Origin of the sequence: Actinomyces bowdenii, assembly GCF_017592395.1 — a bacterium.
GTDB classification, from domain to species: Bacteria; Actinomycetota; Actinomycetes; order Actinomycetales; family Actinomycetaceae; genus Actinomyces; species Actinomyces bowdenii.
This window is the reverse complement of the sequence record NZ_JAGFOU010000011.1, coordinates 19,373-34,174: the sequence shown is the minus strand read 5'-3', so window position 1 is coordinate 34,174 and position 14,802 is coordinate 19,373. Positions and strand designations below refer to the sequence as shown.

The 14,802-nt window shown below is 72.0% G+C and carries 9 protein-coding genes and 4 tRNA genes; 3 read left to right on the top strand and 10 right to left on the bottom strand.

The genetic code is table 11. The features are described from left to right. Positions 1 to 60: 60 nt before the first annotated feature. The 7 genes from whiA to uvrC all read right to left on the bottom strand — a co-directional run bounded on the left by whiA (position 61) and on the right by uvrC (position 9,989). The gene (gene whiA / locus J5X07_RS06310) at positions 61 to 1,041 is read right to left on the bottom strand and encodes a DNA-binding protein WhiA (RefSeq protein WP_124934526.1); all 981 of its coding nucleotides are present in this window, start codon (positions 1,039 to 1,041) and stop codon (positions 61 to 63) included. Positions 1,042 to 1,184: 143 nt separating this feature from the next. After that, on the bottom strand, positions 1,185 to 2,204 hold the full coding sequence (locus J5X07_RS06305; RefSeq protein ID WP_208479038.1) for a gluconeogenesis factor YvcK family protein: 1,020 nt from the start codon (positions 2,202 to 2,204) through the stop codon (positions 1,185 to 1,187). Between the two features lie 6 nt (positions 2,205 to 2,210). Continuing rightward, positions 2,211 to 3,182, bottom strand: a complete 972-nt coding sequence (gene rapZ, locus J5X07_RS06300) for an RNase adapter RapZ (RefSeq protein WP_124934528.1) — start codon at positions 3,180 to 3,182, stop codon at positions 2,211 to 2,213. A gap of 157 nt (positions 3,183 to 3,339) precedes the next feature. Next, entirely contained in the window at positions 3,340 to 4,764 is a 1,425-nt protein-coding gene (locus tag J5X07_RS06295) for a glycoside hydrolase family 1 protein (protein WP_124934529.1), read from the bottom strand. 85 nt (positions 4,765 to 4,849) lie between these two features. Further along, the gene (locus tag J5X07_RS06290) at positions 4,850 to 6,724 is read right to left on the bottom strand and encodes a beta-glucoside-specific PTS transporter subunit IIABC (RefSeq protein WP_208479037.1); all 1,875 of its coding nucleotides are present in this window, start codon (positions 6,722 to 6,724) and stop codon (positions 4,850 to 4,852) included. A 197-nt stretch (positions 6,725 to 6,921) separates the two neighbouring features. After that, a complete protein-coding gene (locus J5X07_RS06285) occupies positions 6,922 to 7,818 on the bottom strand; it encodes a PRD domain-containing protein (protein WP_208479036.1) in 897 nt (298 codons plus the stop codon). Continuing rightward, a complete protein-coding gene (gene uvrC / locus J5X07_RS06280) occupies positions 7,815 to 9,989 on the bottom strand; it encodes an excinuclease ABC subunit UvrC (protein ID WP_208479035.1) in 2,175 nt (724 codons plus the stop codon). The genes J5X07_RS06285 and uvrC overlap by 4 nt, the downstream gene beginning before the upstream one ends. A 167-nt stretch (positions 9,990 to 10,156) precedes the next feature. Between uvrC and J5X07_RS06275 the strand changes: the two genes are divergently transcribed. Continuing rightward, positions 10,157 to 11,014: a Cof-type HAD-IIB family hydrolase gene (locus J5X07_RS06275; protein ID WP_208479034.1), complete on the top strand. Its 858-nt coding sequence runs from the start codon at positions 10,157 to 10,159 to the stop codon at positions 11,012 to 11,014. A gap of 50 nt (positions 11,015 to 11,064) precedes the next feature. Here the strand turns inward: J5X07_RS06275 and J5X07_RS06270 are convergent. The 3 genes from J5X07_RS06270 to J5X07_RS06260 form a co-directional block, all read right to left on the bottom strand. Continuing rightward, positions 11,065 to 11,139: transfer RNA gene (locus J5X07_RS06270), tRNA-Val, on the bottom strand. A 1-nt stretch (position 11,140) separates the two neighbouring features. Next, positions 11,141 to 11,211 (bottom strand) — tRNA-Cys (locus J5X07_RS06265). A gap of 37 nt (positions 11,212 to 11,248) precedes the next feature. Continuing rightward, a tRNA-Gly gene (locus tag J5X07_RS06260) sits at positions 11,249 to 11,321 on the bottom strand. 151 nt (positions 11,322 to 11,472) lie between these two features. Here J5X07_RS06260 and J5X07_RS06255 point away from each other — a divergent pair. Continuing rightward, positions 11,473 to 11,548 (top strand) — tRNA-Val (locus J5X07_RS06255). A 198-nt stretch (positions 11,549 to 11,746) separates the two neighbouring features. Continuing rightward, positions 11,747 to 14,638, top strand: a complete 2,892-nt coding sequence (gene cas3 / locus J5X07_RS06250) for a CRISPR-associated helicase Cas3' (protein WP_208479033.1) — start codon at positions 11,747 to 11,749, stop codon at positions 14,636 to 14,638. Positions 14,639 to 14,802: the final 164 nt, after the last annotated feature.

The following is a 14,802-nucleotide window of genomic DNA, read 5'->3' as shown; positions in this document are numbered from 1 at the left end:
CCGCTTCTGCGCGCCCGGGCCCCTCCTCCTCAGCCGGGTCGACCCGTGCGGCCGGGGGGCTCAGGGCTCGAGCATGTCCTGGGTCAGGACGGATTCGGTGTCGGGGATGCCCAGGTCGTGGGCGCGCTTGTCGGCCATGGCCAGCAGGCGGCGGATGCGGCCCGCCACGGCGTCCTTGGTCAGCTGCGGGTCGGAGAGCTGGCCCAGCTCCTCCAGGGAGGCCTGCTTGTTGGCGATGCGCAGCCGCCCGGCCTCCAGCAGATGGGCGGGCACGTCGTCGCCCAGGATCTCGAAGGCTCGCTCCACCCGTGCCCCGGAGGCCACGGCGGCGCGCGCCGAGCGGCGCAGGTTGGCGTCGTCGAAATTGGCCAGGCGGTTGGCGGTCCCGCGCGACTCCCGGCGCGAGCGCCGCTCGGTCCAGGTCCGGTGGGCCTCGGGAGCGCCCATGCGCTCCAGGAGGATGCCGATGGCCTCGCCGTCGCGCACCACGACCCGGTCAGAGCCGCGCACCTCGCGGGCCTTGGCCGCCACCTCGAAGCGGCGCGCGGCCCCCACCAGCGCCAGCGCGGCCTCCGAGCCGGGGCAGGTGACCTCCAGGGAGGCCGAGCGCCCGGGCTCGGTCAGCGAGCCGCGGGCCAGGAAGGCTCCGCGCCAGGCCGCGGCCGCAGCCTTGCGCCCGCCCTGGACCACGGCCACCGGCATGCCCCGCACGGGCCGGCCCCGCTCATCGACCAGTCCCGAGAGGCGGGCCAGGTCCTTGCCGCGCTCGACGACGCGCAGCACGTAGCGCGAGCCCCGGTGCAGCGAGCCCCCCTGGACCACCATGACCTCGGAGTCCATCCCGTAGAGCTCCTTGAGATGGCGGTGCAGCCTGCGCACGGTGCCGCCGTGGTCGAGCTCGGCCTCGACCACGATGCGCCCCGAGATGATGTGCAGGCCGCCGGCGAAGCGCAGCATCGAGGACAGCTCGGCGCGCTTCTGCGCGGCATTCTCCGCAGGGACATGCGCGAGCTCGTCCTTGACCGTCACCGTCAGCGACATAGGCCGGAACCTCATTCCTGTTGCGCGTGCCCGGGCTCAGGCGCTCAGGCATCTGTGGCTGGGGATGAGTATGCCGGGACCAGGCCGGTCTTGTCGCCACCGAGCCCCCGGCGCGGCACACTGCCCAGCGGCTCAGCACCGGCTCAGCACTCGGGACGCTGCTCGGGCGGGCGGCCGCGCGCCACATCGCCCAGGGCGCCCTCGAAGGCGTCGCGGAAGGCGGCGGCCAGGCGCAGGGGGTCGTGGTGGCACAGGGCCTCACCCGTGCGGACCTGGCGCAGCACCAGGACCGCTCCCAGGGACTCGGCCACCGCGGACAGATCGTCGATGTCCTCGACGGTGGAGGGGTCGGCCAGCACCACGTCGGCGCTGATCTCGGGGGCGTAGTCGGCCAGGACCCGCAGGTGGTCGGCGCTGGTCATGCCGTCGGTCTCGCCCCTCTGGGCCGAGAGGTTGAGCACGATGACCTTGCGGGCGCCGGTGCTCGCCAGGGCGCAGCGCATGGAGGGCAGGATGAGGTGGGGCAGCACGGAGGTGTACCAGGAGCCCGGCCCCAGCACCACCCAGTCGGCCTCGTCGATGGCGCGCACCGCCTCGGGGTGGGCGTCGGCGTCCTGGGGGACGATGGCCACGTTCTCCATGCGCCCTCGGGCCGAGGCCACGGCCACCTGGCCCGAGACGCGCCGGCGGCGGTCGCCGTTGACGATGTCGGCCTCGATGACCAGCGGGGAGGAGGACATGGGGACCACTCGCCCGTGGATGGACAGCAGGCGGCCCACCCAGTCCAGGCCGGCGACGTCGTCGCCCAGCAGCTGCCACAGCGATAGGATGAGCAGGTTGCCCAGGGCGTGGTTGTCCAGCTCGCCCTGGCCCTCGAAGCGGTGCTGGAGGACGTCGCGCCAGGTCAGCCCCCATTCGGAGTCGTCGCACAGGGAGGCCAGCGCCATGCGCAGGTCTCCGGGCGGCAGGCAGCCGAACTCGCGGCGCAGGCGTCCCGAGGAGCCCCCGTCATCCGCGACAGTCACCACTGCGGTGAGGCGGTGGGTGATGTGGCGCAGGGCGCGCAGCGTCGCGGACAGGCCGTGGCCGCCGCCCAGGGCGACGACGGCGGGGCCCTCCTCGCCGCGGCGCGGCCAGCCGGCGACGTCGATCGTGGTTCCCACGTGCGCTCACTCCCGTCCCAGGTCGCGGTGCTGGACCACGACCTCGAAGCCCGCCCGCCGCAACCTGGCCCCAAGGCGCTCCGCGGAGGCCACCGAGCGGTGCTTGCCGCCGGTGCAGCCCACGGCCAGGGTCACGTAGGGCTTGAGCTCGTCGATGTAGTGGGGAAGGGCGGGCGTCAGCAGGTCGGCGTAGCCGTCGACGAAGTCGGCGGCGCCGCTCTGGGAGAAGACGTAGTCGGCCACGGGGGCGTCGCGGCCGGTGAGGTGGCGCAGCTCGGAGACCCAGTAGGGGTTGGGGATGAAGCGCACGTCCAGGACGTGGTCGGCGTCCAGGGGGATGCCGTACTTGAATCCGAAGGACATGACGTTGATGCGCAGCGCCAGGTCCGACTCACGGGCCACCAGCTCGCGGACCCGGCGCGCCAGGTCGTGCACCGAGTAGGCGGAGGTGTCGATGACCGTGTCGGCCATGCCCTTGAGGCCCCCCAGGAGGGTGCGCTCGTGGACGATGCCGTCCAGCACCGAGCCGGTGCCCTGGAGGGGGTGGGGGCGGCGCGAGGACTCGAAGCGGCGCACCAGGACCGCATCGGAGGCGTCCAGGAAGATGAGGCGCACATCGGTGCCCGCCTGGCGCACGGTGCGCAGGTACTCCATGAAGTGGGAGAAGAACTCGCGGCTGCGCACGTCGACCACGGCGGCCAGGCGGTGCACGCCCGCGCCCACGGTGGTCATCATCCCGGCCAGGGCGGGCAGCAGCTGGGGCGGCAGGTTGTCCACCACGTACCAGTCCAGGTCCTCCAGGGCGTTGGCCGCGCGCGAGCGCCCCGCTCCGGACATGCCGGTGACGATGATCATCTCGGGCCGCTCGGCGGGCGGGACCGGGGGCGTGGCGTCGTCCAGGGCCGGGATCTCGATGGGCACGGTGTCCTTGAGGGGGTCTCGGTGCCGGGACGGCTTCGGAGGATCCTGGGAGTCCATGGCCCAAGCATGGCACGGGGTCGCGGGGGGGGGGGGCCCCCCCCCCCCCCCCCCCCCCCCCCCCCGGGCCCCCCCCGGGGGCCCCCCTGCCCAACGCTGGCCCGGGGTTCCCGGCGGGGGGTCCCCCCCGCCCCGAGACCCCGTGCGCTGATGCGCCTCAGCGGGTGAGACTCGCTCCGTTGGTGGCGATGACCCGGCGATACCAGTCGAAGGACTTCTTGCGGTAGCGCTCCAGGGTTCCGCTGCCGTCATCATTGCGGTCGACGTAGATGAAGCCGTAGCGCTTGGACATCTGGGCGGTGGAGGCCGACACGCAGTCGATGCAGCCCCAGGAGGTGTAGCCCAGCACCTCCACGCCGTCGGCGATGGCCTCGGCGACCTGGACGAGGTGGTCGTTCATGTAGGTGATGCGGTAGTCATCGACGACGGTGGGAGCCCCGTCCTCCCCGGTGACCAGCTCATCGCGCGCGCCCAGTCCGTTCTCCACGATGAACAGGGGCTTGCCCCAGCGGTCCCAGTAGTCGCCCAGGATGGTGCGCAGTCCGATCGGGTCGATGGGCCAGCCCCACTGGGAGACCTCCAGGGCCGGGTTGACGACCCCGCCCATGAGGTTGCCGCCTCCGGCCTCGCGCTCCCGGGTGGCGGTCTCGCAGGAGGACATGTAGTAGCTGAAGGACACGAAGTCCACCGTGTTCTCCGCCAGGGTGCGGCGGTCCTCCTCGGTGATGTCCAGCTCCACGCCCCGGTCCCGCAGCGTGCGCAGGAAGTACCCGGGGTAGCGCCCGCGCACGTGCACATCCCCGAAGGCGTAGTTGGCGCGCTCGGCCTGCTTGGCGGCCCAGGCGTCCCGAGGGTCGGGGGTCAGGGGGTAGAAGGGGACGGCCAGGATCATGCAGCCGACCCGGATCTCGGGGTTGATCTCGTGGGCGATGCGCGTGGCGGCCGCGGAGGCCACCAGCTCATGGTGGATGGCCTGGTAGAGGTCCTGGTCGCTCAGCTCCTCCTTGGGCGTGGCGATGCCCCCGGACATGAAGGGCTCGTGGAGCACGGAGTTGATCTCGTTGAAGGTCAGCCAGTACTTCACGCGCTTCCCGTAGCGCTCGAACAGGGTGCGGGCGTAGCGCTCGAAGAAGCCGATGAGCCGCCGGTCGGTCCAGCCGTTGTAGGCCTCGGCCAGGTGCAGGGGGGTCTCGTAGTGGCTGATGGTCACCAGGGGCTCGATGCCGTGCCTCTCCAGCTCGTCGAGCACCCGGTCGTAGAAGGCCAGGCCCTCCTCGCAGGGCTCGGCCTCATCGCCCCGGGGGAAGATCCTGGACCAGGCGATGGAGAAGCGGAAGACGGTGAAGCCCATCTCGGCCAGCAGGGCGATGTCCTGGGCGTAGCGGTGGTAGAAGTCGATGCCGATGAGCTTGAGGTTGTCGGGGGTGGGCTCGGGCGTGCGCGGGCCCACGATGCCCTGGGGCATGACGTCCTGGACGCTCAGGCCCTTGCCGCCCTCGTCGTAGGCGCCCTCGTACTGGTTGGCGGCCAGGGCCCCGCCCCACAGGAAGCCCTCGGGGAAGGTGGTGGTCATGGCTCTCATCCTCTCCTGGTGGTGCGATGATCTCGCAGGTTCTGATGCTCTGATGATTCTGTCGGATGGTTGTGCCGGTCTGGGATGCGGGGCCCTACTGGTCGATCTCGACCACGGTCCCGCCCGCGTCCACCGGCCCGGAGACGACGGGGACGACGCCGCGCAGGGCCGCCGTGTTGGTCACCACCAGGATGGTGGTGGGGTCCTTGTCGGCCCCGCGCAGGACGTCGAGATCCACCCGGGCCAGGAGGTCGCCGCGCTCGACCCTGTCCCCGGCGGCGACGGCGGGGCTGAAGCCCTCGCCCTTGAGGTCGACGGTGTCCAGGCCGATGTGGACGAGCAGCTCGACGCCGTCGTCGGTCCTGATGCCGTAGGCGTGCCCGGAGTCCATGGCGGTGACGAGCCGTCCGCCGGCGGGCGCCATGACCTCGATGGTGCCGCCGCCCTCGGGGGTCACGCCCACGCCGTTGCCCAGGGCGCCGGAGGAGAAGACCGGGTCGGTGACCCGCTCCAGCGGCACCGCGCGCCCGGTGATGGGCGAGCCCAGCTGCGTTGTGGGCTCCACGGGCTCCGCGGTGGCGTCCAGCGCCTCCCCGGCGGCCCCGGGGGCCTCCTCCACCGGGTCGGTGAAGCCCAGGACCAGGGTGAGGGTGAGGCTGATGGCGACGGCGACCGCCATGCCGATGAGCACGACCGGGAGGTTGCCGTGGCCGAGCAGGGCGGGGATGCCGATGAGGGAGGGGAAGACGAAGGAGGTGGTGGCGCCGCCGGCGGCCGAGACGATGACGCCCCCGACGGCCCCGCCGATGCAGCCGAAGATGAAGGGGCGCTTGAGCGGCAGGTTGACGCCGTAGATGGCGGGCTCGGTGATGCCGGCGAGGAAGCCGGAGAGGGAGGCGGGCCCGGCCAGCTGGCGCAGCTTGGCATTGCGGCTGCGGATGAGCACTCCCAGGGTGGCGGCGGCCTGGGCCAGGACCGCGGGGAAGATCGGGCCGACCATGAGGGAGTAGCCGGGGTTGTCGTACTGGGCGATCATGATGGGCACCAGGCCCCAGTGGACTCCGAACATGACGAAGACCTGCCAGAATGCGCCCATGATGCCGCCCGCCACCCAGGGCGCGACCTCGAAGAGGGTGTTGAGCCCCGAGGCGATGCCCGAGGACAGGGCGGTGGTCACCGGCCCCACGGTGATGAGCGTCAGGGGCACCATGATGAGCAGGACCAGCAGTGGGACCATGAAGTTGCGGATGGCCGAGGGCAGGATGCGGGTGAGCAGGCGCTGGAGGTGGGACTGGACCCAGACCGCGACGATGATGGGCACCAGGGAGGAGGCGTAGGAGGCCATGACCACGGGGATGCCCAGGAAGGTGACCGGGCCGGGGGCCTCGTTGAGGGCGACGATCCCGGGGTAGACCAGGGCGCCGGCCAGGGCGACGGCGGTGAACTCATTGGCCTTGAAATGGCGGGCGGAGGTGATGGCCAGCAGGATGGGCAGGAAGTAGAGGGCGGAGTCTCCCGCCGCATTGAGGATCGCGTGGGTGGTGCTCTCCTCGGACAGCCATCCCAGGGTCAGGGCCAGGGTGAGGAAGGCCTTGATGAGGCCCGCGCCGGCCAGGGTCCACACCACGGGGTTGATGAGGGCCGAGATGAGCCTGATGAAGCGGTCGAACAGGCTCCCCCGCTCCTGCGGCGCCTCGCCCTCCTCCCGGGAGCCGATGCCCGTGAGGCGGCTCAGCTCCTCGTGGACGACGGGGACGTCGTTGCCGATGACCACCTGGTACTGGCCGCCCGCCTGCACGACGGTGACCACCCCGGGCAGGGCCTTGATCTGGTCGGTGGCTGCCTTGGACTCATCGGCCAGCACCAGGCGCAGGCGGGTGGCGCAGTGGTTGATGGACCTGATGTTCGCTTCGCCTCCCACCTTGTCCAGCAGTTGCGGCGCCAGTGCCGCGTAGTCGATCCTCGCCATGGGAACGGTTCCTCCTCGAATCCGTGCGGGCAACGAAAAAGACCCGGGATCCCCGCGCGCGTTCGTGCGCACTGGAGATCCCAGGTCTTGCCCCTGTTGGGTCACAATCCTGTGGGCCCTGCCGGGCCTTGGTGCAAGGCTACGGCCTCGCACAGGGGCCGACAAGCCGATCTGTCACCCGTTCTCAGTGCCTCGCCTCACACGCCCGGTGGGGAGGCGCCCGGCTCGCCGTCGGCGGGGCTGACGGCAGCCGGCCCCGCCTGCGCCGCGCCGACGAGGCGGGCGACGTGCATCGTCAGGTAGGCGGTCTCGTCGGCGGAGACCGTGATGCCCAGCCTCATCTCCAGCAGGTCGCTGATGCGCAGCGCCAGGCGGTGGGCCCGGGGGTGGGAGGTGCGCAGCGTGTCGGCGATGATGGAGGCGGTGCCGTCCTGGATCTGGAGGCCGGTGCGGGCCCGCACCAGGAAGTAGCGCAGGTGGACGGCGAAGCGGGCGGCATTGATCGAGTGCTCCTCGAGGGAGTCGCCGAGGGCGGCCCGCAGCAGGTCCATGACCTGGCTGATGAGCCGGGACTGCCTCTGGGACTCCTGCACGGAGGGCGCCCCGACCGCGGCGGCGAACAGGTGCAGGCTCAGGGCGATGGCCTCCCCCGCCGGCAGCTGGACCTCCTGGGAGGCGTTGAGGTCGGCGATGATCTGCTCGGCCAGCCTCAGCTCCTCGGGGTGGAGGTGGGCGACCTCGGCCCGCAGCGGGTAGTCCATCGCCTCGCCCCGGCGCACCCGCTCCATGGCCTGGTTGACGTGGTCGACGACGGCGACGATCGTCGAGGAGGGAACGGCGGTGCCCAGCTCCCGGGCCGCGGCGACGAAGCACCTCTCGATGAGGGCGATGCGCTCCAGGGGCATCGCGGCCATGACCTCGGCCACGGACTCGGGGTTGTCGGCGGGCACGTAGCGCCTGGCGATGCGGGAGGCATCGGCCTCCTGGCCCGCCTTGCGGCCGAATCCCAGGCCGCGCCCGGTGAGGATGACCTCCCGGCCGACCTCATCGCGCGCCAGGACGACGTTGTTGTTGAAGACGCGGAGGATCCTCATGCCTGCGACTCCTCCCCGGTGGGCCCCGTGCGGGCGGGGCCCGCGCCAGAACCGCCCGGGCTGTCGAGGTGCGCCAGGATCGTGGCGGCCAGGGCCGGGCCGATGCCCCTGACCTCGGCGATGCGCTCAGGCGAGGCGGCGCGGATCCGCTTGACCGAGCCGAATTCGCGCAGGAGCGCCGCCTGCCGGGCAGGGCCCAGCCCGGGCACGTCGTCGAGCACGGATCGGGTCATTCCCGCTGAGCGCCTCTTGCGGTGGTGGGTGATGGCGAAGCGGTGGGACTCATCGCGCAGGTGCTGGAGCATGTAGAGGGCCGGGGAGCTGCGCGGCAGGATCAGTGGGAAGTCCTCGCCGGGGATCCACACCTCCTCCAGGCGCTTGGCCAGGCCGATGATGGGCACGTCGATCCCCAGATCCTCGAGCACCGCCTGGGCGGCGCCGACCTGCGGCAGGCCGCCGTCGACGACGATGAGGCCGGGGGCGTAGGAGAAGCGCTTGGCCCGGCCCGTGGTCGGGTCGATGGGCCCGGAGGAGACCACCTCCCCCTCGGCCTCCTGGAGCTCCAGGGCGGCGCGCTCGGCCTGCCGGCCATGGCCCTGCTCGGCGATGAGCCGCTTGAAGCGGCGGGTGAGCACCTCGCGCATGGCGGCGGTGTCGTCGCTGGCGCCCTGCCCCTGGGCGCCGCGGATGACGAAGCGCCGGTAGTCGGACTTGCGCGGGGCGCCGTCCTCGAAGACGACCATGGAGCCCACCTGGTGCCCGCCCTGGGTGTGGGAGATGTCGTAGCACTCCATCCGCAGGGGCGCCTCGGGCAGGTCGAGGGCCTCGGCGAGCTCGTCGAGGGCCTGGCTGCGCTGGGTCAGGTCGCCGGCGCGGCGGGTCTTGTGCAGGCGCAGGGCCTCCTCGGCGTTCTTGCGCACGGTCTCCATGAGGGCCGCCTTGTCGCCCCGCCGGGGCACCCTCAGGTCCACCCGGCCCCCGCGCAGCCCGGAGAGCCAGGCGGTGACGGTGCCGGCCTCCGAGGGCATGACGGGCACGAGGATCTGCCGGGGCACTGCGGTGGTGGCGGTGTGGGCGACGTCGTCGACGCTGGTGGCGGCCGCCTCCCCCTTCCGCAGTGGCGGCGCACCGCTGGGGCCGGTGCGCGGCGCGGGGCTGGAGGGGGCCCGGGAGCCGATCCCGATCGAGGTGGTGGTGCCCGAGGCGGGGGCGGCCAGCTCATCGGCGGGGTCGAGCAGGGAGCCGTAGACCTGCTCCAGGAGGCGCTCGATGAGCTCGGCGTCACCGGCCTCGTCGATGAGGTCGACCACCCAGCCGCGCTGGCCGCGCACGCGCCCGCCGCGCACGTGGAAGACCTGGACGGCGGCCTCGAGCTCGTCGCGGACCAGGGCGAAGACATCGGCGTCGGTGGCGTCGGGCAGGACGACGGCGTTGCCCTCGATGACCTTGCGCAGGGCCGCGGCGTCGTCGCGCAGCCGCGCCGCCCTCTCGAAGTCCAGGGCGGCTGCGGCCGCCTTCATCTCGGCCTCGAGCTGCCGCAGGTAGGGGCCGGTGCGCCCCGCCATGAAGGCGCAGAAGTCCTCGGCCAGGGCCCGGTGGTCCTCGGGGCTGATGCGGCCCACGCAGGGCGCCGAGCACTTGTCGATGTAGCCCAGCAGGCAGGGGCGCCCCGAGGCGCGGGCCCGGTTGAGCACCCCGGCGGAGCAGGAGCGCACGGGGAAGACCCGCAGGAGCTGGTCGACGGTCTCCCGGATGGACCAGGCGGCCACGAAGGGGCCGAAGTAGCGGGTGCCGGGCCGGCGCGCGCCCCGCACCACCTGGACCCGGGGGAAGGTCTCCTGCATCGTCACCGCCAGGTAGGGGTAGGACTTGTCGTCCTTGTACATGACGTTGAAGCGCGGGTTGAACTCCTTGATCCAGGAGTACTCCAGGGCCAGGGACTCCACCTCGGTGGAGACCACCGTCCACTCCACGGCGCAGGCGGTGGTCACCATCCTCTGGGTGCGGGGGTGGAGGGCGGACAGGTCCTGGAAGTAGCTCGACAGCCGGGCCCGCAGGTTCTTGGCCTTGCCCACGTAGATGACGCGCCCCTCGCCGTCCAGGAATCGGTAGACGCCCGGGGATGTGGCGATCTCCCCGGGAGCGGGGCGGTAGGTGGAGGGATCGGCCATGCGGGCAAGACTACGTCGGCTCCCGGGCCCCCGGGCCCGCGCCGGGGGCGCCTGTCGGGCCGGGGCCCGATCGCCATCGCGGCCCCGGGGAGAGCGCCTGTGGCCTACGATCCCCTCATCCGCCCCCGCGGGGACGGACCCACCCCCGAGTCGCCCAGGAGGCTGTCATGAGTGGTGCTCGCGCTTCGGAGCCGCACCTGGTCCTCATCGATGTGGACGGGACGCTGGTGACCTATGCCAATGAGCTGCCCGCCTCGGCCGCACGGGCCGTGCGCCGCGCCCGTCGGGCGGGGCACCGGGTCTACCCGACCACCGGCCGCTCCCGGGCCGAGATGCCCGCCGAGCTGCTGGAGGTGGGCTTCGACGGGATGATCGGCGGCAACGGGGCCTATGTGGAGAGCGACGGGGAGGTCCTGCTGCACGAGAGCCTCAGCCGCCAGGACTGCCGGGCCGTGGTGGGCTGGCTGGCGGATCGGGGCCTGGAGTTCTACCTGGAGACCAATGCGGGCCTGTTCGCCTCCCCCGGGTTCCGCCAGGCCGCGCTGCCGGCCATCCGGGCCTACATCGCGGGCAAGGGCCACGCCGATGCCGAGTCGGTGACAGTGGAGGAGGTCCTCCCCGATCTCATCGACGGCGCGGATCCCGTGCGCGATGATGTCAACAAGATCAGCTACCTGCTCAGCGGCCCGGAGGATCTGGAGGCGGCGCGACGGGCCTTCCCCGCCCTGGAGCACGGCAGCTGGGGCGGGCGCGGGCACGCACCGCTCTTCGGTGACATGCGGCTCGCCGGGGTGTCGAAGGTCCGCGCGCTCGAGGTGCTGCGGGAGCGGCTCGGCGTCCCGCTGGCGCGCACGGTGGCCGTGGGGGACGCCCTGGTGGATCTGGGGATGATCGAGCACTGCGGGGTGGGTGTGGCCATGGGAAATGCCCATCCATCGTTGAAGAGCGCCGCCGATCTGGTGACCGATGATGTGGAGCACGACGGCCTGGCCGCGGCCCTGGAGCGGCTGGGGCTGCTGGACTGAGCCGGGCGGAGGGGATGAGCGGCCCGCGCGGTCCAGCGGGCGGGCGCAGGTGGTGGGCGATACTGGGTTCGAACCAGTGACCTCTTCCGTGTCAGGGAAGCGCGCTACCGCTGCGCCAATCGCCCGAGGTGGGTACCGGATTCGAACCGGTGTCAACGGCTTTGCAGGCCGGTGCCTAACCTCTCGGCCAACCCACCATGAGAGGAAGGGGGCTGGGTGCTCCCGGCTCCTCGGAGCGGATGACGGGACTCGAACCCGCGACCCTCACCTTGGCAAGGTGATGCTCTACCAACTGAGCCACATCCGCGATGCCGCCTCACGACTCTCACGAGCCGTCCGGTGCTGGAGAACCATAACACCCCGGCTCCGCCCGTCCGCAAATCACCTCCCGGTGATTCACCTCACCGGCACGGCATTTGCCCCGGGGCATCCGGGCTGGCTATGGTTGGCGCCGCACAGGGCGATTGGCTCAGGGGTTAGAGCGCCTCGTTCACACCGAGGAGGTCACTGGTTCGATTCCAGTATCGCCCACCACCGGCCGGAACCGTGAGGTTCCGGCCTTCGTCATGTCCTGGCCATGTCCTGGCATCGCCGGGGCGGCCGGCTCACGGGGCCAGGACCGGGGCGCGGCCACGGCGGCCGTCACGACTCGGTCACGCAGCGCGGAACCGCCCTATACGTGTCAGTGGCCGGTGGGAGGATTCAGGCTGTCACCGTCGACGAAGGACCGCCATGCCTCCCCACCCCGCTGCTCAGCCCCGCCCCGCCGCAGATGCCTCACCCCTCGCGGGGCTCTCCCGTCAGGCATGCTCCCTATGGGCCAAGTCCGGGGATGAGACCGGGTGGCTGTCCCTGCCCCAGCACATGATCGACTCGGCGGGTGTCGCCGCCCGCCTCTGGGAGCACTGGGCCTCGACCGCCCTGCGCGTCTCCTGCGCCCGCGCCTGCCGCCTGGGGGTGGAGGAGACCGGCGTCCTGCTCTCCTGGCTCGCAGGCGTCCACGACATCGGCAAGGCCTGCCGGAGGTTCCAGGCCCAGATCGACGGCAACCCGGAGTACGCCGCCTTCGCCCAGCGGGTCCGCGATGCGGGGCTGGATCTTCGTATCGGCTCCCTGGAGGCCTCCTCCCCGATGCCCCATTCGGCTGTCAGTCAGGTCATCCTCGAGACGTGGCTGGCGCAGCGGGGTGTCAACCGGCGGGTGGCACGATCCCTGGCCGCCGTCGCCGGCTGCCATCACGGGGTGCCGCCGAATCCTCACCTGGAGAGGACGGTCAGCACGGTGCTCGGCTCCTACGACGCCTCCTGGCAGGAGGTCTGGGATGAGCTGGCGGCCCTCATCACCGAGAGCACGGGGGCCGGGCCGGTTCTGGATCGCCTGCGCCGACCCATTGCGGTCACGGGGCAGATGCTGGCCACCGGGCTGGTCATCATGAGCGACTGGATCGCCTCCAATGCGGAGCGGGCCTTCCCCATGGTGGTCGATCCCGACCAGGAGCGGCGGGTCACGGAGGGCCTGGACGCCCTGGATCTGACCGTGCCGTGGGAGCCGCAGCCCCCGGACCTGGGGGACATGGAGGAGGGGCTGGACGCCTTCCTGCGCCATCGCTTCTCCTGGGAGGCGAGCACCTCGGCCCGCCCGGCCCAGCGGGTGGTCGCCCGGGCCTGCCGGGAGGCGGAGGGCCCCGTGCTGCTCATCCTGGAGGCGCCCACCGGTGAGGGCAAGACGGAGGCGGCGCTCCTGGCCGCGGAGATCCTGGCCTCCTCGGGCGCCCCCGCGGGCGGTCTCCTGCTGGCCGCCCCGACGATGTCCACCTCCGACTCCCTGTTCGCCCGCACCCGGGACTGGGCGAGGCGGGCGGCGGATGACGAGGGGATCGTCATGTCCATGTTCCTGGGGCACTCCAAGAACATGCTCAATGAGGAGTACCGGCGCCTGCGCGCCACCCAGGTCTACGAGGAGGCCGACGATGAGCGCGGGGCCCCGCATCATGGGGAGGTGGTGGCCTCGCAGTGGATGTCGGGGCGCAAGAAGGGGATCCTGTCCAATGTCGTGGTCGCCACCGTGGATCAGGTCCTCTTCATGGCCCTGCAGGCCAAGCACGCGATGCTGCGCCATCTGGGCCTGGCGGACAAGGTGGTCATCATCGATGAGGTCCACGCCTACGACGCCTACATGAATGTCTACCTGGCGCGGGCCATCGAGTGGCTGGCCGAGTACGGCGCCTCGGTGATCCTGCTCTCGGCCACCCTGCCGGTGGAGGTCAAGCGGACCCTCATGGAGGCCTATGCGCGCGGCCTGCGCCCGCAGCGCCCGGTGGGCGAGCTCTCCAGCGCCTACCCCCTGGTGACGACGCTCAGCGGGCAGGGACCGCAGGAGCTGGCGGTGCCGCCGCGACCCGCGGACCTGGAGGCCCTCGTCTCGACGATCCCCGACGACGTCCCCACCCTGGTGCGCACGGTCCTGGGCAGCACCGAGGAGGGCGGCTGCGTCCTGGTGCTGTGCAACACGGTGGCCCGCGCGCAGGAGGCCTATGCGGCCCTACGCGAGGAGATGGGCCAGGACGTCAGGCTGCTGCATGCGCGCTTCGTGGCCGGGGACCGGGTGGGCCTGGAGCAGGAGCTGGTCCGCGAGATGGGGCCGCGCGCCCACCGGGGCTCGGGGCGGCCCGAGCGGCGGGTGGTGGTGGCCACCCAGGTCGCCGAGCAGTCCCTGGACATCGACGTCGACCTGCTCATCACCGATATCGCCCCGATGGACCTGTTGCTCCAGCGCCTGGGGCGCCTGCACCGCCACGCCCGTCCCCAGCAGGACAGGCCCGCGGGGCTGCGCCGGCCTCGAATGGTCCTGCGCGGCCTGGTGGGCTCCGGCTCCCGGGCCGACGCCGCTACGGAGATCAGCAGGGCCGAGGAGCTCTTCGAGGCCTCGGCGATGGCCGTCTACGACACGGCGCTCCTGCTGGCCACCTACGCCACCCTGCTGGATGGCCCTCTGGGCGGGGGCGCAGTGACCCGCCCCGACGACGTCCCCGGCCTGGTGCAGACGACCTACTCCCCCACTCCCCCGATCCCCGCCGCATGGGAGGCGGTCTGGCGACGGGCAGTGGATGAGCAGGAGCAGGCACGGGCCCGGGCCGAGGCCCGGGCCAGGACCTTCCTCTTCCCCCGGGTGGGGGATGCGAGGCGGCTGGGAGACCTCTTCACCGCCCAGGACCGGGACATCGCGGACTCGGCCCGTTCGGAGGCCTCGGGCCTGGCCCAGGTGCGCGACTCCGACCCGTCGATCGAGGCGGTCGCCATCATCGAGCGGCCGGGCGGCTACTCCCCTCTACCGTGGCTCATGGGCGGAGGACCTGAGGAGATCCTGGTGGAGGACCAGGAGCCGAACTGGCGCGCCGCCGGGGTGCTCGCGCGCTCAACGGTGCGCCTGCCCCGATCGCTGAGCCGGGAGTGGGCCTTCGACACGACGATCGACGCCCTGGAGCGGGCCACGCCGATCGGGTGGGCCGCCAGCAGTCTGCTGCGCGGGCTGGTGGCCCTGCGGCTCGATGAGGAGCTGACCTGCGAGATCTCGGGGCGCCGCTTGCGCTACGACCGCGAGCTCGGACTCCAGGAGATCCACTGACCATGGTGACCCGGGCCATACACTGTCAGTGTCGGCCACACTGCTCCGCCCACGCGGGGATGAGCCGATTGCCTGTGGCGCTTGAGCCGTTCTCCCCGCCGGGCGGGGCTTCACATCTCAGATCTGCATCATCTCGCAGCAGTAGGCAACATTGTTTGTGGCGC

Excerpts from the sequence above, each read along its gene's own strand:
- whiA (WP_124934526.1), bottom strand. The coding sequence starts at position 1,041 with ATGTCGCTGACGGTGACGGTCAAGGACGAGCTCGCGCATGTCCCTGCG.
- rapZ (WP_124934528.1), bottom strand. The coding sequence starts at position 3,182 with ATGGACTCCCAGGATCCTCCGAAGCCGTCCCGGCACCGAGACCCCCTC.
- J5X07_RS06295 (WP_124934529.1), bottom strand. The coding sequence starts at position 4,764 with ATGAGAGCCATGACCACCACCTTCCCCGAGGGCTTCCTGTGGGGCGGG.
- J5X07_RS06290 (WP_208479037.1), bottom strand. The coding sequence starts at position 6,724 with ATGGCGAGGATCGACTACGCGGCACTGGCGCCGCAACTGCTGGACAAG.
- J5X07_RS06285 (WP_208479036.1), bottom strand. The coding sequence starts at position 7,818 with ATGAGGATCCTCCGCGTCTTCAACAACAACGTCGTCCTGGCGCGCGAT.
- uvrC (WP_208479035.1), bottom strand. The coding sequence starts at position 9,989 with ATGGCCGATCCCTCCACCTACCGCCCCGCTCCCGGGGAGATCGCCACA.
- J5X07_RS06275 (WP_208479034.1), top strand. The coding sequence starts at position 10,157 with ATGAGTGGTGCTCGCGCTTCGGAGCCGCACCTGGTCCTCATCGATGTG.
- cas3 (WP_208479033.1), top strand. The coding sequence starts at position 11,747 with ATGCCTCCCCACCCCGCTGCTCAGCCCCGCCCCGCCGCAGATGCCTCA.